The organism is Streptomyces sp. NPDC020898 (genome assembly GCF_044333925.1).
Taxonomy (GTDB): domain Bacteria; phylum Actinomycetota; class Actinomycetes; order Streptomycetales; family Streptomycetaceae; genus Streptomyces.
The window spans coordinates 111,363-127,813 of record NZ_JBIRRV010000020.1; the positions used below are offsets into that span (position 1 = coordinate 111,363).

Annotated in this window: 15 protein-coding genes; 12 read left to right on the forward strand and 3 right to left on the reverse strand. The window is 71.7% G+C overall.

What is annotated here, in order from left to right; genetic code table 11:
* Nucleotides 1–126: 126 nt before the first annotated feature.
* The 3 genes from ACH4TV_RS40635 to pdxA all read right to left on the reverse strand — a co-directional run bounded on the left by ACH4TV_RS40635 (nt 127) and on the right by pdxA (nt 4,067).
* Nucleotides 127–807, reverse strand: a complete 681-nt coding sequence (locus tag ACH4TV_RS40635; protein ID WP_398406382.1) for an SDR family NAD(P)-dependent oxidoreductase — start codon at nt 805–807, stop codon at nt 127–129.
* Nucleotides 804–1,631 carry a DeoR/GlpR family DNA-binding transcription regulator gene (locus tag ACH4TV_RS40640; protein ID WP_398406383.1) on the reverse strand — a complete coding sequence of 276 codons (828 nt, stop codon included), beginning with the start codon at nt 1,629–1,631 and terminating at the stop codon, nt 804–806. Before ACH4TV_RS40640 ends, ACH4TV_RS40635 begins: the two co-directional genes overlap by 4 nt.
* Before the next feature lie 81 nt (nt 1,632–1,712).
* A complete protein-coding gene (pdxA, locus tag ACH4TV_RS40645) occupies nt 1,713–4,067 on the reverse strand; it encodes a 4-hydroxythreonine-4-phosphate dehydrogenase PdxA (RefSeq protein ID WP_398406384.1) in 2,355 nt (784 codons plus the stop codon).
* A gap of 222 nt (nt 4,068–4,289) precedes the next feature.
* On the opposite strand from pdxA, the gene ACH4TV_RS40650 reads away from it, so the two are divergent.
* From ACH4TV_RS40650 to ACH4TV_RS40705, 12 genes are all read left to right on the forward strand, one after another.
* Nucleotides 4,290–5,873 (forward strand): ABC transporter substrate-binding protein, encoded by a 1,584-nt coding sequence (locus tag ACH4TV_RS40650; RefSeq protein WP_398406385.1) that lies wholly within the window; start codon nt 4,290–4,292, stop codon nt 5,871–5,873.
* 3 nt (nt 5,874–5,876) lie between these two features.
* Entirely contained in the window at nt 5,877–6,806 is a 930-nt protein-coding gene (locus ACH4TV_RS40655; protein WP_398406386.1) for an ABC transporter permease, read from the forward strand.
* A gap of 2 nt (nt 6,807–6,808) precedes the next feature.
* Entirely contained in the window at nt 6,809–7,723 is a 915-nt protein-coding gene (locus tag ACH4TV_RS40660) for an ABC transporter permease (protein WP_398406387.1), read from the forward strand.
* Nucleotides 7,724–7,726: 3 nt separating this feature from the next.
* The gene (locus tag ACH4TV_RS40665; RefSeq protein ID WP_398406388.1) at nt 7,727–8,593 is read left to right on the forward strand and encodes an ABC transporter ATP-binding protein; all 867 of its coding nucleotides are present in this window, start codon (nt 7,727–7,729) and stop codon (nt 8,591–8,593) included.
* Entirely contained in the window at nt 8,590–9,441 is an 852-nt protein-coding gene (locus ACH4TV_RS40670) for an ABC transporter ATP-binding protein (RefSeq protein ID WP_398406389.1), read from the forward strand. The genes ACH4TV_RS40665 and ACH4TV_RS40670 overlap by 4 nt, the downstream gene beginning before the upstream one ends.
* A 181-nt stretch (nt 9,442–9,622) precedes the next feature.
* Complete coding sequence (locus ACH4TV_RS40675) at nt 9,623–10,603, forward strand: aldo/keto reductase (protein WP_398406390.1); 981 nt, start codon at nt 9,623–9,625, stop codon at nt 10,601–10,603.
* A 65-nt stretch (nt 10,604–10,668) separates the two neighbouring features.
* The gene (locus ACH4TV_RS40680) at nt 10,669–11,460 is read left to right on the forward strand and encodes an HpcH/HpaI aldolase/citrate lyase family protein (protein WP_398406391.1); all 792 of its coding nucleotides are present in this window, start codon (nt 10,669–10,671) and stop codon (nt 11,458–11,460) included.
* A 121-nt stretch (nt 11,461–11,581) separates the two neighbouring features.
* Nucleotides 11,582–12,754, forward strand: a complete 1,173-nt coding sequence (locus ACH4TV_RS40685) for an exo-alpha-sialidase (protein WP_398406392.1) — start codon at nt 11,582–11,584, stop codon at nt 12,752–12,754.
* Between the two features lie 100 nt (nt 12,755–12,854).
* The gene (locus ACH4TV_RS40690; RefSeq protein ID WP_398406393.1) at nt 12,855–13,166 is read left to right on the forward strand and encodes a GNAT family N-acetyltransferase; all 312 of its coding nucleotides are present in this window, start codon (nt 12,855–12,857) and stop codon (nt 13,164–13,166) included.
* A gap of 30 nt (nt 13,167–13,196) precedes the next feature.
* Entirely contained in the window at nt 13,197–13,607 is a 411-nt protein-coding gene (locus tag ACH4TV_RS40695) for a (4Fe-4S)-binding protein (RefSeq protein ID WP_398406394.1), read from the forward strand.
* Between the two features lie 176 nt (nt 13,608–13,783).
* Complete coding sequence (locus ACH4TV_RS40700) at nt 13,784–14,233, forward strand: hypothetical protein (RefSeq protein WP_398406395.1); 450 nt, start codon at nt 13,784–13,786, stop codon at nt 14,231–14,233.
* Nucleotides 14,234–14,775: 542 nt separating this feature from the next.
* Nucleotides 14,776–16,383, forward strand: a complete 1,608-nt coding sequence (locus ACH4TV_RS40705; RefSeq protein WP_398406396.1) for a recombinase family protein — start codon at nt 14,776–14,778, stop codon at nt 16,381–16,383.
* Nucleotides 16,384–16,451: the final 68 nt, after the last annotated feature.

The following is a 16,451-nucleotide window of genomic DNA, read 5'->3' on the forward strand; positions in this document are numbered from 1 at the left end:
GAGGGGCGGCGAAGCTCCCGCCGCCATCGCCGAGGTGGTCGTCGCGGCAGCGACCGACCGGAAGCCGAAACTGAGCTGTCACCGCGGCCTTCCGGCGCGCAGACGTCGTAGCAGATGTCCTGGACGTCAGAGTGAGGCACCGGCGCACTGGACGATCTGCTGCCCGGTGATCGCTCCGCCGTCGGGGCCGAGGAGGAACGAGGTCAGGCCGGCGACCTCGTCGGGAGAGACGAACCGGCCGAGGGGCGGGTGTGCCGGGGGCGTACGGGCGCGGCCGGGGTCGGACAGCATCGGAGTGTCGGTCGGGCCGGGGGCGATCACGTTGACGGTGATGCCACGGCCGGCCAGTTCCGCGGCCCAGGAGCGGGCGAGCGCGGGCAGGGCTGCCTTGGTCGCGGCGTACTGGCTCTTGCCGGGTACGCCGGTGGCGGTGCGGCTGCCGACGAGGACCACGCGGGCCCCGTCGGGCAGCCGGTCGGCGAGCCTGTCGACCAGGATCGTGGCGGCCTGGACGTGCACCCGCCACATCAACTCGCCGTCGTCGGCGGACAGTTCACCCAGCGGTGCCGAGCGCTGGAGCCCGGCGGCGTGCACGACGGCGTCAGGGGTGGGTACGCCGTCGAGGAGCCGGACCAGTTCGGTGGGCTCGGCCAGATCCGCCGGGAGCCAGGTCAGCCCCGGCGCGGGTACCGGACGGCGGCGGCTGATCCCGGTGACCTGCCATCCCTCCCGCAGCAGGCGACCACTGATCGCCTCGCCGATTCCCGAGCTGACACCGGTGACCAGGGCGTGCCGTGTCTCCGTCACGGCGCACCCGGCCCGCCCCGTGTGCCGGTGTGCTCCGGGTCGGTGGACGCCGCCACCTCGGCCAGCACCACCTCGACGCCGCGCCCGCGCAACTCGGCCACGATCGACGGGTCGGCGCCGTCGTCGGTGACGAGGGTCCAGCCGTCCGGGAGTTTCGCCCAGGCGTGGAAGGGGCGGCGGCCGAGCTTCGCCGCGTGGGCGAGGACGTACACATGGTCGGCGCGGCGGGCCATCAGTTCCTTCAGCCGCGTCTGGCGCAGGTCGGCCTCGCAGATGCCGTGCTCGGGCGAGATGCCGTCGGTGCCGAGGAAGACCCGGTCGAAGGTCATCCGTTCCAGCGCGGCCTCGGTCAGCGGACCGACGAAGCCCTGGCTCAGCGGCCGCAGCGTGCCGCCGAGACACTCGACGTGCACGGTCTCGGCGTCGGAGAGTTCCTGCAGCGCCGTCAGCCCCGTGGTCGCGACCGTCAGTTCCTTCGCGGAGCGCAGTTCGTGGGCGAGGGCGCCCACGGTCGATCCGGCGTCCAGCAGCACCGTCTCACCGGCGCGCACCTCGGCGGCGGCCCGGCGCGCGATGGCCCGCTTCTCCTCGAACGCCTCGCCCGTACGCTGCCGGAGCGACGCCTCGGGATGGGCGGTCAGCGCCATGGCGCCGCCGTAGGTGCGGGCCAGCCGGCCGTCGGCGGTCAGCCTGGCGAGGTCCCGGCGGATCGTGGAGGCCGTGACACCGAAGCGCTGCGACAACTCCTCGACGCTGGTGAGGCCGGTCGTGGTGGCCACGTGCAGGATCCGTTCGCGCCGGGCCTTGGATCCGAGGGGAGGCATCTGTCGTGTAGTCCTTCTCTGCGCGGACTGCGGACTGCGGGCGGCAGACTCTACGGGCGGCGGACTCTGCGGGCGGCTGTCTCAGCGGACCGCTACGGACGACATCTCGGCTGCCTGGCGCATGGCCTCGACCATGCTACCGGCCTCGGCCACGCCCTTTCCCGCGATGTCGAAGGCCGTTCCGTGGTCCACCGAGGTGCGGATGACGGGCAGTCCCACGGTCAGGTTCACGCCCGCCTCGATGCCCAGCACCTTCACCGGGCCGTGCCCCTGGTCGTGGTACATCGCCACGATCAGGTCGTAGTCGCCGCGCCCGGCGAGGAAGAAGGCCGTGTCGGCCGGAAGGGGGCCACGGGCGTCGATGCCGTCCGCGCGCAGCACTTCGAGCGCGGGGACGATCTTCTCCTCCTCCTCGCCGTAGCCGAACAGTCCGTTCTCACCGGCGTGCGGGTTGATGCCGCAGACGCCGATCACCGGCTTCGGGACACCGGCCCGCACCATCGCGTCGTGACCGCGGCGCACCGTGCGCTCGACCAGGCCGGGCTCGATGCGCCGGATAGCGTCGATCAGACCGATGTGGGTGGTCACGTGAATGACCTTCACCCGGGGCGTCGACAGCATCATCGACACCTCGTCCACACCGGTGAGGTGGGCCAGCAACTCGGTGTGGCCCGGGTAGAGGTGCCCGGCGGAGTGCAGGGCCTCCTTGTTGAGCGGCGCGGTGCAGATGCCGTCCACGGCGCCCTTCATCGCGAGGTCCGCGGCCACCCGTACGTACTGGTAGGCGCCCTCTCCGGCGAGGGCGGACAGCTCGCCCCAGGGCAGGTCGGCCGGGAGCAGACCGAGGTCGACGACGTTGACGCGGCCCGGTGGGAACTCGGCCTCCGCCGGGGCGGTCACGGAGACGATGTCGCAGTCGACGCCCAGGATCGCGGCGGCCTGCCGCAGCCGCCCGGCATCCCCGATGACGACGGGACGGCAGCGGGCGAGGGTGTCCGGGTGCAGCAGCGCCGGGACGATCACCTCGGGGCCGATGCCCGCGCCGTCTCCCATGGTCACCGCGATGAGCGGCAGCGAACGGTGGTTGTCGGCGGTCGGGATCGCGTTCACCGGGAGGTCTCCTTGCGGGGGAAGAAGGTGGGGAAGGGCGGGGAGATGAGGAAGGCCGGGGAGGTGCGGAAGGTGGGCGAGGTCCGGCCGGAGCGCCGTGGCGATCCGCAGCAGGGAGTCGGTGTCGCCGTAGCTGCCGGGCCGGGTGACGACATGGCGTCCGTCGGGTGTGAGCGCGTGGACGGCGCCGTGCTGGATCTGACCGAGCGGCACCAGGTGGGGAACGCCGAGCGCGTCGAGGACGCGGCGGGCGGTCTCCCCACCCGTCAGGACGAGGTCGGCATCGCCCGCGCGCTCGGCGGCAACGCGAGCGAGCGCGGACACCAGCCGGCGCGCCGAACCGGGCCGGACACCCGGGCCGCTGTCGATGCTGAGGACGGTGACGTCTACGCCGGAGTCCTTGACGTCGGGTCCCATGACGCCCGAGTTCAGAACGTCCGGGTTCACGGACACATGGCGCGCGCCGCGCTCCGTGAGTTGCGCGATCTGCGCAGGCGCCGAGGGATCGGCGGTCCCGACGACAACCAGGAGGGGCTGTCGCCGACGTCTCCCGGCCGGGGCCGGCGTCGCGTATCCCGCCGTGGTCGCGGCCGACGCCCCGCCCGTACGCCTCAGCAGGCGGCCGACCGCAGCGGCGAGGCCGCTCGTGCCCGTCAGGCGGACGCCGGGCCCGCAGGCGAGCGCCGCCCCCGCGATCAGGTCCAGGTCGACGTCCGTCTCGGCGTCGCACACCGGAAGGCGTCCGGCGCCGATCGCCGCGCGCAGCACCGCGGGCAACGCGTCTCCCCGAACCGCCTCCAGCGGGACGAGCGTCGTGCGGGCGTCCCCGAGCGCGGCGGAGACCGACGGCGGGGGCGCGGTGCTCTCCGCCCGCCAGGCGTCCGTGGTGTGCAGGGGGACGCCGTCGAGATGGACGACACCGCCACGGACCGTGCGGCCGAGGGCGGGCAGGGCGAGGGCGACCACCATGCCCTGCCCGCCCTCGGCGCCCTCGGTGCCTTCGGCGCAGGCGGCCGTCTCGGCGGCGAGGTTGCCCCGCAGCAGCGAGTCGGCCTTCTTCAGCACCAGTACGTCCGGGGGCACGGCTCGCAGTTCCTCGCGTACGCGCCGGGCAGCGTCGGCCGCGGGCAGGCACCGGCAGTCGAGGTCGACCACGACGGCCTCGCCGTACGCGTGCGGGTCCAAGGGCGCCGGACCGAGCACGATCCGGCCCGGCACGCCGAGCGCCACGGCGGTCTCCGCCGCCCCGGACAGGTCGTCGGCGAGGGCGAGGACACGTCGCGGTGCCGTCACCTCGCGGAAGGGGGAGGCGGAGGGGAAGGACACGTCATCCTCCTGGACCTGTAGTCGAGCCGAGGGGGGCGTGTGGGGCGGCCCCGGCGCTCGATGATGGCACACCCTGCGCGATGTGCGCGAGACCTCTTGCGTGATCCGCGCAACCGTGGAACGGTTTCCGGCGCGACAGAAACCGACGGCGCCCGACGGCCTCCTGCGGGACCGGGCGCCGTCCCGAGCCGGTCGCGGCACAGAATCCCCGAGAGGTCGACGATGACCCGAACTCCTCCGAGTGAGACGAGTGAGACGCCCAGCCGTCGCACCCTGCTGCGCTGGGGCGCCGCGAGCGGCGCCGGTCTCGCTCTCTCCCCGCTGGCCGCCTGTGCCGGACCCACCGGCGCCCCCGGCCCCGGCACCCTCACGCTCGGGCTGAACCGCTCACTGGTCAGCCTGGACAACAAGCTCAACCAGTTCGACGCCGCGGTGACCGTGCAGCGGGCCGTGCGTCAGGCCCTCACCGCCATCGGTCCGGACATGCGGCTCACCCAGGTCCTCGCCGACCGGTTCGAGATGACCGCGCCGACCACCTGGAGCGTCCGCCTGCGCGACGGGATCCGCTACTCCGACGGCCGGCCCGTGACCGTCGACGACGTGACCACCGCGGTGCGGATGTACGGAGAGGTCGCCGGCTCGTTCATCCTCGGCCTGTTCCCCGAACTCCCCGACGTCGAGGCGACGGGCGACCGCACCTTCCTGCTCCACACCCGCGAACCGGTGCCCATCCTGGACCGGCTGATGGCCAACATCCTCATCACCCCGGCGAAGGACAACCGGCCCGAGGAACTGCGCTCCGGCGTCGGCACCGGCCCCTACCGGGTGGTCGGCGCCAACAGCGGGGCGGGCGAGTACACCCTGGCCCGCGTTCCGGAGTACTGGGGCGGGCGGCCGCCCGTCGAACGGGTCCGGGTCCGCTTCGTACCGGAGGAGTCGAGCCGGGTCGTCGCCCTGCGCAGCGGCGAACTGGACGTCATCGACACCATCACCCCCGACTCCGCCGAACAGCTCACCGGGCTGCCCGGCGTGCGTCTGGAGCGGACCGCCGGGGTGCGGATCTGCCAGCTCTTCTACAACTTCCGCAAGCCGCGCGGGCATCCGCTGGCCGACGCCCGGGTGCGCCGGGCGCTGACGTACGCCATCGACGGCGAGTCCCTCGTCCGGGACGTCCTCACCGACTCGGCCGAGCAGGCCCAGGGAGTCGTCCCGCTCAGTCTCCAGGGCGCCGAACGCACCGGCCGCTTCGCCCACGACCCCGCACAGGCACGGCAGTTGCTCAGCTCCCTGGGCGCCGACGGACTACGGATCAAAATCATCTGGGAGTCGGGCGAGTTCGCCGCGGACGCCTCCGTCATGGAGGCCATCGCGGAGATGCTGAAGGAGGCCGGTGTGCGCGCCACCCTGCAGCAGTTCGAGCCCGGCGGCGACATCCTCAAGTGGCGCCAGGGCAAGGGCGGCGACTGGGACGTCATCGGCAACGGCTTCCCCGGCACCACCGGCCAGGCCACCACCATGCTCCAGGCGATGTACGCGGGCACCGCCGAGGACGAGCGCACCGGTGACGCGTTCATGGGCTACGTCATCCCCCGCATCGCCCGGCAGCTGTCCGCCGCCGCCACCGAGACCGACCCCGCCACCCGCGACCGCAAACTCGCCGCCGCCCAGCACGCCGTCTGGGACACCTGGCCGGCCATGTGGGCCTTCGTACCGAAGACCGTGCTCGCCCGCCGCGCCCGCGTCGACGGCGTCCGGCTGCTGCCGATCAACTCCTACGACCTGACCGCCGTACGACTGGAGGGCTGAGCCGTGACCAAGTACCTCGCCCGCCGTCTCGGCCAGAGCCTGCTGACGATCTTCCTGACCATCTCCACGGTCTTCGTGCTGGTCCGGCTCGCCCCCGGAGACCCCGCCGCCGCCTACGCGCCGCCCAGCGCCACCACCGCCGACCTGGAGCGGATCCGCGCCCAGTTCGGCCTCGACAAGCCATTGATCACCCAGTACGGGATCTTCCTGCGCGACCTGCTGAGCGGCGACCTCGGCACCAGCTTCTCCTTCCGCGACTCCGCTCTCGGCGTGGTCCTGGACCGTATGCCGTACACGATCACGCTCTCCCTCGCGGCGATCGCCGTCACCGTGGCCGTCGCGGTCCCGCTGGGGGTGTGGATGGCCCGCCACGCCGACACCTCGCGCGAACTCGGCGCCAACGTCCTGACCATCACCGGACAGTCCATGCCCGACTTCTGGACCGGCGTGATGCTGCTGACCGTCTTCGCCGTGCTGCTGCCGGTGCTGCCCGCCTCCGGCTTCACCTCCTGGAGCGGCCTCGTCCTGCCGACCGTCACCATCGCGATCCTCCAACTCGCCCTCGTCTCACGGCTCGTACGCCGCGAGATGACCACGGCACTCGCCTCGCCGTACATCACCGTGGCCCGCTCGCGCGGGGTCTCCGAACGGGCCCTCACCTGGCGGTACGCCCTCGCCAACTCGTCCGTCCCGCTGATCACGGCGGTCGGTACCCGCTTCGCGGCTCTGCTCAACGGTGTCGTGCTGGTCGAGGTCGTCTTCGGCTGGCCCGGCGTCGGTTCCCTCGTCGTGCGCGCCCTGGAGACCCGCGACTACCCGCTCATCCAGGCGACCGTCCTGGTCACGGCGACCCTCGCCATCCTCGTCCAGCTCCTCGTCGACCTCGCCTACCCGCTCCTCGACCCGCGGGTCCGACTCGGAAAGGCGGCCTGACCATGTCCACCACGCTCACCCCGTCCGCCGGCAGCGCCCGGCCCAGTGCCGTCACCGCCGGACACCTGGCCCGCGCCACCGCCACCAGGCAGCGGCGCGGCGCCCGCTTCAAGCTGTGGGCGGGAGCCCTGTGCACCGCGCTGGTCGCCCTGCCGGTGGCCCTCGCGAGCCTGCTGCCGCTGCCGGACCCGGACGCCCAGAACCTCGCGGGGCGCCGGCTGCCGCCGCTCACCGACGGGCACCTGTTCGGCACCGACCAGCTCGGACGCGATCTGCTCTCCCGCGTCCTGCACGGCGGCCAGGTGTCGCTGACCGTGGGCGTCCTCGCCGTCGTCGTCTCCGGGCTCATCGGGATCGCCGCGGGCGCGGCGGCCGGCTACTTCGGGGGCTGGATCGACACGGCCGTCAGCCGGCTCCTCGAAGCGCAGATGGCGCTGCCCCTGCTGATGATGCTGCTGCTCGTCGTCGCCCTCTTCGGCCCGTCGGTCACCGTCATCACCTGCGTGATCGCGATCGCCCAGTGGCCGGAGGTGGCCCGGCTGACCCGCTCCCTGGTCCTCGTCGAACGCGAGAAACCGTACGTGGCGGCCGCCCGGCTGCTCGGTATGCGCAGCTGGTCGGTCCTGGGACGGCACGTCATCCCCAACGTCCTGCGCCCCGCGAGCCTGGTGGTCCTGCTGCTGCTCGCCCAGGCCGTGCTCCTGGAGAGCGCCCTCAGCTTCCTGGGCGCGGGCCCCCAGCGGCCGTTCGCCACCTGGGGCCGCATCATCTCCGACGGCCAGGACTACATCACCACCTCCTGGTGGCTGGTCACCCTCCCCGGCCTGGTCATCGCCCTCCTCGTCGTCGGCGTCAACCTCATGGGCGACGGCCTGCGCGACCGCATCCGTACGACCAAGCCCGCGAAGGGAGCCTGAGCCATGACCGAGGACAGCTCACCGGCCCCTCTGCTGGACGTCGAGGACCTACAGATCGAACTGGTCACCCACCGGGGCGTGGTCCGCGCCGTCGACGGCGTGAGTTTCACCGTCGGACGCGGCGAGACCGTCACGCTCATCGGGGAGTCCGGCTCCGGCAAGTCGACCACGGCGATGGGCGTGCTGCGGCTGCTGCCCGAAGGACTCGCCGTGCTGTCCGGCACCGCCCGCATCGGCGGCGAGGACATCGTCACCGACCCCGGGGCGGCCCGGCGGGCGCGCGGCCGTACGGTCTCCCTGATCCCCCAGGACCCGATGACCGCGCTCAGCCCCGTCCACACCGTCGGACGGCAGCTCGGCGAGGCCCTGCGGCTGCGGCACCCCGGCCTGTCCCGGGCCGAGGCGCGCGAGCGCGGCACCCACCTGCTGGACCAGGTCCGGATCAGCAGGCCCGAGACGCGCTGGAAGGCGTACCCGCACCAGTTCTCCGGCGGCATGCTCCAGCGCGTCCTCATCGCCGTCGCGCTGGCCGCCGAACCCCAGCTGCTGGTCGCCGACGAACCCACCTCCGCCCTGGACGCCACCGTCCAGGCGAGCGTCCTCGACCTGCTGATGGACCTTCAGGAACGCACCGGCGTCGGCATGTTGATGATCACCCACGACCTCGGCGTCGCCCGGCTGGTGTCCGACCGCATCCACGTCATGAAAGAGGGCCGGTTCGTGGAGTCGGGGCCCGCCCAGCAGATCGTCGAGCGGCCCGCACACCCGTACACCGGGAAACTGCTCGCGGCCGTCCCGAGCCTCGGCCCCTGGGACGAGGACGGGCCCGACGACCACAGCACACAGGGAGCCGAGGGAGCCGCCCGATGAGCCAGGCAGCAGCGACACCGGACGCGCCCGACGCGGCGGCCCACGCGTCGGCGTTTCTCGCCGTCGAGGACCTCGTCGTCGACTACCCCACGCCGGCCGGGCCCGTACGCGCCGTCGACCACGTCAGCTTCAGCGTGCCCCGGGGCGGCTCGCTGGCCGTCGTCGGCGAGTCGGGCAGCGGCAAGTCGACCATCGCCTGCGCGATCGTACGGCTGCTCAAGCCCGCCTCCGGGCGGATCGTGCTGGACGGCACCGACCTCGCCGCACTGCCCGAGCGGCGCCTGCGGCCGCTGCGGCGCCGCGTCCAGATGGTCTTCCAGGATCCCTACGGATCCCTCGCCCCGCACCTGACCGCCCTGGAGATCGTGGCCGAACCGCTGCGCGTAGCGGGCGTACGGGACTCCACCGAACGGCGCCGTCGCGCCACCGGACTGCTGGACCGCGTAGGACTGCCGGCGACGGCACTCGAACGACGGCCGGGCGAGTTCTCCGGCGGACAGCGCCAGCGCATCGCCATCGCCCGCGCCCTGGCCTCGGAACCCGACCTGCTGGTGTGCGACGAGGCCACCTCGGCCCTCGACGTGTCCGTGCAGGCCCAGGTCCTCGATCTGCTGCGCGAACTGCGCGAGGAGACCGGCATCACGTACATCGTCATCGCCCACCACCTCGGCGTCGTACGCGAGATCAGCACCGACGTCGTCGTCCTGAAGGCGGGCCGGGTCGTCGAACGCGGCCGCACCGCCGACGTCCTCGCCGCCCCGGCCGAGCCCTACACCCGCGCGCTGCGCCGCGCCGCCCTTGATCCGACGGCGATACGGGGACTCAAGCCCCGCACCCGGGCCCGGTGAAGTCGGCCGCGGAACCGTGCCCCGTAAGGGGCGCGGGGCTGTGTTGAATATGCGGCTACCGCCGCGTGGCCGCGACCAGCCCCCACCGGCCCGCGGTAGACGAACCGCGGAGCCACCCCCGCCCCACACCCCCTGACCGCCCCACCGGAAGGAACCGGCAAGTGACCAAAGGAACCGGCACATGACCACCGGCATCGACCTGCCGAACGTACCCGTGCCCCTGTCCCGGCTCGTCCTCGGCACCATGACGTTCGGGGACACCGTCGACCGGGCCGGCGCCGCGGACATGCTCGCGACGGCGCTGGAGGCCGGCATCACCGGCGTGGACACCGCGAACGGCTACGCCGGCGGCGAGAGCGAACGCATCCTCGCCGAGCTGCTCCCCGCCCACCGCGACCGGATCGTGCTCGCCACCAAGGCCGGCATACCGCACCCCGACCAGGCAGGGCACGCCCCGCTGTCCGCCCCCGGCCTGCGGGCCGCCTTGGAAGGCAGCCTCAAGCGACTCGGCACCGACCGCGTCGACCTCTTCTATCTGCACCAGCCCGACCGGGCCACACCCCTCGCCGAAACCCTCGCCACCGTCGCCGAGTTCGTCGCCGAGGGAAAGGTCCTCGCGCTCGGCGTCTCCAACTACGCCGCCTGGCAGATCGCCGAACTGGTGCGCGTCGCCGACGAGATGGGCGCCCCACGCCCGGTCGTGGCCCAGCAACTGCACAACCTGCTCGCCCGCCGGATCGAGGAGGAGCACGTCGAGTACGCCGCCGTCACCGGCCTGCGCACCATGGTCTACAACCCCCTCGGCGGCGGCCTCCTCACCGGACGGCACCGCTACGAGGAGGCCCCCGAGTCCGGACGGTTCGCCGACTCCCGGCTCGCGGACATGTACCGGCAGCGCTACTGGGATCCGCGCCTGTTCGCTGCGGTCGCCGAACTGTCCCGTATCGCCGAGGACTTCGGCGTCCCGCTCACCGAACTGGCCCTGCGCTGGCTCCTCGACCGGGACTCGACCGACGCCCTGCTGCTCGGCGGTTCCCGCACCGACCACCTGCGCGCCAACCTCGCCGCGGCCCAGGCCGGACCACTGCCCCCCGACGTGACCGCCGCCTGCGACGAGGTCGGCGCCGCCCTGCGCGGCCCCATGCCCGCCTACAACCGCTGAGCCCCGTAAGCGACTTCGACGCCCCCTCCCCTCCTCTCCCCTCCCCCGCGAAGGAACACCTGCCCATGACCACCCCCGCGGAGTTCACCGCCGCCCTGCGCGCCCGCGAGCAACTGCTCGGCTACTGGTGCCTGTTGGACGCACCCGTGGCCACCGAACGCATCGCCCGCCTCGGTTACGACTACGTCGCCCTGGACGCCCAGCACGGCCTGTTCGGCTACTCCGGCATGCTCAACAACCTCCTCGCGATCGACAGCCAGGGCTCCACGGCCGTCGGCCTGGTCCGCGTCGAGGCCAACGATCCCGCCCCGATCGGCCGCGCCCTCGACGCGGGCGCGACCGGAGTGATCGTGCCGCTGATCGACACGGCCGCGCAGGCCGCCGAGGCCGTGGCCGCGGTCCGCTACCCGCCCCTCGGCCGGCGCTCCTACGGCCCGATGCGCTCGGCGCTGAGGATCGGCCCCGACCCGGCCGACGCGCACGACGCCACCGTCGTCCTCGCCATGATCGAGACGGCCGAAGGACTCGCCGACGTCGAGGCGATCTGCGCGACGCCGGGCCTCGACGGCGTCTACGTAGGCCCCTCCGACCTGCGCATCGCCCTGGGCGGCGCCTCGTCCACCGACCCGGCCCTGGCCGACACCTTCGAGGCCGCGCTCGGCACCGTACGCGAGGCGGCGGCGGCAGCCGAAATCGCCGCCGGCATCCACAACCCGGACGGCGCGAGCGCCGCCAAGCGCCTCGCCGAGGGCTTCACCTTCGCGACCGTCGCCTGCGACCTGGTGCACCTGGAACAGACCGCGCGCCAGCACTTGTCCGCTGCCCGGCCCTCTGGAACCTCTGGAGGGGCACTGTGACGCACCGCCTCACCGAGGGCTCTACGTTCGCGACCGTCGCGTGCGACCTGGCGTACCTGGAGCAGACCCCCCACCATCACCCAACCGCCGCCCGGACCCCTGGAACCCCTGGAGGGGCACCGTGACGAACCCAATCCTCGACGGCTTCGACCGAACCGACACCACGCTGCCCGCGCCGACCGTGCAGAGCCACGCCGCCAACCTCACCGTGCTGCCCGGCGGGGACCTCGGCTGCGTCTGGTTCGGCGGCACGCAGGAGGGCATGGCGGACATCAGCGTGTGGTTCTCGCGCCTCGCGCCCGGCACCACGACCTGGACGGAGCCCGTCCGCCTCTCGGACGACCCGGCGCACTCCGAGCAGAACCCCGTGCTCTTCCCCATGCCCTCGGGCGCCCTGTGGCTGCTGCACACCGCCCAGCGAGGCGGAGACCAGGACACCGCCGAGGTACGGCTGCGCGTCAGCCACGACCACGGCACGACCTGGGAGGCGACCCGCACCCTGTTCCCCGCGACCCCGGACGCCGGCGGCGTCTTCGTCCGCCAGCCCCCTGTCGTCCTGCCCACCGGCCGCCTGCTGCTGCCCGTCTTCCGCTGCCGGACCGCCCCCGGCGAGAAGTGGTCGGGCGACCTCGACACCAGCGCCGTCATGATCAGCGACGACGAGGGCGGCACCTGGCACGAGCAGCCCGTGCCCGGCTCCACGGGCCTGGTCCACATGAACGTCCACCGGCTGCCGGACGGCACCCTGCTCGCCCTCTACCGCAGCCGGCGCGCCGACGCCGTACACCGGTCCGTGTCCCTGGACGACGGCGACACCTGGAGCGAGCCGCGGCCACTGGACCTGCCGAACAACAACTCCTCGATCCAGTACGTCCCGTTGGCCGACGGCCGTCTGGCCCTCGTCTACAACCACAGCAGCGCCGCCGACGCGACCGCCCGCCGCGTCTCCCTCTACGACGAGATCGACGACACGGGCAGCCTCACCGACGGCAAGGCCCCGGAGGGCTCGGTGACAACAGCCGTACGGCAGACCCCCTCGACCGCGTTCTGGGGCGCCCCGCGCGCACCGCTCAGCCTCGCCCTCTCGTCCGACGGCGGCCTGACCTGGCCGCTGCGCGCCGACCTCGTGACCGGCGACGGCCACTGCCTCACCAACAACTCCCGCGACGGCCTCAACCGCGAACTGTCCTATCCCTCGATAGCGCAGACACCGGACGGCGCCCTCCACATCGCCTACACCCACCACCGAAAGGTCATCCGCCACATCAGGCTCACCCCGCGGAGCGCGAGGTGAGCGACCGCTCGGGCCACTCGGACCGATCCCAGAAAAGTAGACACATCAACCCATGGCCTGATAGATGTCGTAGACGCGTCAACCAGAACGAGGAGAACACGTGACGACCATCAAGGTCATCGACGTGCCTGAAGCACGTCGCTACGAGGCACGGCTGGACGGCGCCTCGGCCGTGGCCGGCTTCGCGGAGTACATCCGTACGGCGGAACTGATCGCCTTCGTCCACACCGAGGTGGCCCCGGAACACGAAGGCAAGGGCGTGGGGTCCGAGCTGGCCCGGACCTCCCTCGACGAGGCCCGCGCCGCAGGGCTGCGCGTGCTGGCCACCTGCCCCTTCTACGCGGGCTGGATCCACCGCCACCCCGAGTACGCCGACCTGCTCTACCAGGCCCGGAGCAAGGTCAAGGACTGACTGACCAAAAACACGGTGAGAGAGGCCGGCATGAGCGACGAACCCCAGAAGAAGGCGTACAAGGCGCAGGGCATCGCCGTGACCTTCGAGGCGACGCGCTGCCTGCACGCCGCCGAGTGCGTCAACGGACTGCCCGAGGTCTTCGACTCGAGCAGGCGCCCGTGGATCCAGCCGGACGCCGTCCCGGCCGACCGGCTGGCCGAGGTGGTACGTCGCTGCCCAACGGGTGCGCTGCAGTACGAACTGGCGGACGGCGGGACGGAGACTCCTGACCGGCCCACCCGGATCACCCCGACACCGGCCGGCCAACTGGTCGTGCGAGGCGAGTTGTCGCTGGACACGCGGCAAGGGCCGCGCGCCGAGACCAGGGTCGTGCTGTGCGGTTGCGGGCGCAGCCAACTGCAGCCGTACTGCGACCACGCGGGCGCCTGCGGCCGGTGACACCGCCCGGACCGGCGCAGACAGTTGCCGGGCCATCGGGCCCTCACTCACGCGAGTCGTCCTGAACATCGGCCTCAAAGAATCCGCCCTCCTCCCTGGGCCTGGGGCCCGGCCCAGGGCCAACAGGGGGGCTAACCCCAGTGCCGGCCGGACGCCGTTTCTCTACCGTGGTGTGCATGACCGGTATGGACACCACGGGCGCGCACGACGCCGACCTCAAGAAGGAACTCAACGCCACCCTGCAAGCACGCAGGGAGCTGGGCGACGAGTACGAGTCCGCGCTGGTCGACTCGTTCCTGGAGAAGGTCGACCAGCGGATAGACGGCTCGGTGGAGCGCCGGGTACGGCGGCAGCTCGCCGAACAGCAGATGGTGGTGGCGCGCGACTCGCGCGGGCCCAAATCCACCGACTCCTTCGGCGAGCGCTTCGGCTTCGGCATCGTCTCGCTGGTGCTGGCGGTACCCCTGTCCGCCATCGGAGGCGGCATCGCGGAACTGCCCGGCCTACTGGTCGCCTGGACCGGCATCGTGGGCGTCAACGCGGTCCAGGCGGCCCGCAGTTCCGCCTGGCTCTTCGGCAGGAACCGGAGCCGAGGTTCCCGACAGGACAGCGCCTGGGAGGACTGACCCACCCCCAACGCCAATAGGCCGCCGCATCCGTCTTCCGGAGCAGACAACCGCCACCATCAATTGAGGAACCACAACGGCGGCCAGCCCCCTACGCGAGAGCGGCGCCGCTTAGGCGCAAGGGGGAGGTTTGCGCGGGGACCGCCGCACCCCCCGTTGCCGGGAGGGCGGGACGACGGCGGTCCCCGCGAGGGACGCGGGCCGGGTCAGGGCCGGGCTGGCGCGTCCTAGGCGTCGGTGGAGGTCCGGGAGCCGCTCCGGAGGTCCGTGACGCCGTTTCTGTGCCGGCCTGGGCGGGGAGCCGCTCCCGCCCCTGCCGACATCCACTAATGTGCCGGACCCGTGTTAAGCGTGTGCTGCGCGGACGTGACGCCCTCGTACCACTTCCACGAACTCCGGTTACCCCGACCAAGACGTCAACCAGCGATTTCCCTCTTCACCCGATATGCGGAACCAATCGGCCATCCACTCATGAACCCCGTCTTCCACCTGCATATTTCGAGGAGACCGAACAAGTCATCCGCCCTCGAAGGGGTACTCGCATGCCCGGCTGGTCCAGGAGTTTCCTCAATCCCTCGCTTACCTCTGCTCTGGAAGCCGGCCAGACCTTCGAGGAGTGGCTCAGCGGTCGGATACCCGGAGTGGACTACGCCCGGATCAGCGCCGACCAGAGCACACGATCCGCCGTCCAGGCCAAGGGACGCGAGGCCGGGACAGGGATTCGCCACCAGCACGAGGAGAACATCGAGACAGCCGCCGCGTTCGGAGTGGCCATCGTCAAGTTCTATGAGGACAACGGCCTGACGGCCGTGCAACCGGCTGTCGTACGACCGGCGTTCGCGGAGATGGTCGACGCACTCCACTGCCGGAGAACGACCGAGGGATTTCCGATCCAGGCCCTCATCGCCACGGAACATGAACGAGTGTGGCGGTTGACCTCGGACTTCGCCGGAGTTCACCAGGCTGTCACTGTCACCGAAGAGGGACTGTTCATCGAGCGGCAAGCCGTTTTCGACCTTCGTTCGAAGCACAGCGCCGATGACGCGGTCGCCAGCGACGGCGAAGTGTGGAGGACCAAGGAGCGTATCGAGCGCCATATCCGCCGACGCGCCCTCGACGGCGGGACTCCCGGCGGACGCAGACGCTTCGGCTGGCTTCCACCGGATCCCCGGTCGGGACTCAAGATCAATATGCGCAAGGATCCCGAAGAGTGGCCTGTCCTGCGGGAGATGATCGAATCAGCGCTGCGCGGAACGAGTTGGAACGACATCGCCAGGGGGCTGAATACCCGGGACATCCCCACCGCGTCGGAAAAACGATGGAGCGGAGCGACTGTCCGCCAAGCCCTGACCAACCCCGTGATGTGCGGATACCGGGCCATTCATGGGGAACTTGTCCGAGACCCCACCACTCGCTCGCCGGTCGTCGGCCAGTGGGACGCCCCCGCGACCGTCGAGGAGTGGCAAGCACTGGTGGAACTCTCCCGGCAGCGCGGCTCGAAACGAGGCACCCGCCTGACGAACGGCAGCCCGCCTCCAGGAAGAGAGCCTCAGACCTTCCGCACGTACCTGTTCAGCGGGTACTTGCGCTGCGGCGCTGTTCGAAAGGACGGCGCTCCGTGCAACTCCAAGATGGGCGGTTGCGCCCGGCCGACCGAGAAGAACCCCGACAACGCCGTATATGTGTGTACCGCCTTGGACTGCGCAGGTACTGCACGCAGTGTCCGTGACGTCGACCGTCACCTTGAGGAAGTTGTTCTCTCCATGCTCGACGAGCGCCACATCGCCATCGGCTCCGAGCAGCCGGAGTGGGCCGGTACGGAGCTGATGCAGTTCCTCGTCAGGAGACGTGATTCTCTCGAAGGACAGCTCGGCACAGGCGTTCCGGCCGACGACGACTTGTTGCGGAAGACATCCGACCTCGAGGCCCGGATCTCCGGGCTGGAAACGGCTCGAGAGAAGCATCACCGGAACCTGCAGGATGCTCTGGGCGGCCGGGACTCGTCGCGCTGGCCCATGATGAGCCTTGAGCAGCGGCGGACGGCGATCAGCACAGTCCTGCAATCGGTAGTCGTCCTGCCGTTCCCGCCCAGTCGATCGCGCCGCGCCCCGTTCGATCCCGCACTCCTTCAGATCACTCCCGTGGTGTGACCTGAAGGTTCACTGCGGGGATGCCGCCCTCACCTGCGGACGCCCCGGTACCCCGACGGGCCGATTGA

Coding starts and splice junctions, on each gene's coding strand:
- ACH4TV_RS40640 (WP_398406383.1), bottom strand. CDS start 1,631: ATGCCTCCCCTCGGATCCAAGGCCCGGCGCGAACGGATCCTGCACGTG.
- ACH4TV_RS40680 (WP_398406391.1), top strand. CDS start 10,669: ATGACCACCCCCGCGGAGTTCACCGCCGCCCTGCGCGCCCGCGAGCAA.
- ACH4TV_RS40650 (WP_398406385.1), top strand. CDS start 4,290: ATGACCCGAACTCCTCCGAGTGAGACGAGTGAGACGCCCAGCCGTCGC.
- ACH4TV_RS40660 (WP_398406387.1), top strand. CDS start 6,809: ATGTCCACCACGCTCACCCCGTCCGCCGGCAGCGCCCGGCCCAGTGCC.
- ACH4TV_RS40700 (WP_398406395.1), top strand. CDS start 13,784: ATGACCGGTATGGACACCACGGGCGCGCACGACGCCGACCTCAAGAAG.
- ACH4TV_RS40695 (WP_398406394.1), top strand. CDS start 13,197: ATGAGCGACGAACCCCAGAAGAAGGCGTACAAGGCGCAGGGCATCGCC.
- ACH4TV_RS40675 (WP_398406390.1), top strand. CDS start 9,623: ATGACCACCGGCATCGACCTGCCGAACGTACCCGTGCCCCTGTCCCGG.
- ACH4TV_RS40705 (WP_398406396.1), top strand. CDS start 14,776: ATGCCCGGCTGGTCCAGGAGTTTCCTCAATCCCTCGCTTACCTCTGCT.
- ACH4TV_RS40670 (WP_398406389.1), top strand. CDS start 8,590: ATGAGCCAGGCAGCAGCGACACCGGACGCGCCCGACGCGGCGGCCCAC.
- ACH4TV_RS40665 (WP_398406388.1), top strand. CDS start 7,727: ATGACCGAGGACAGCTCACCGGCCCCTCTGCTGGACGTCGAGGACCTA.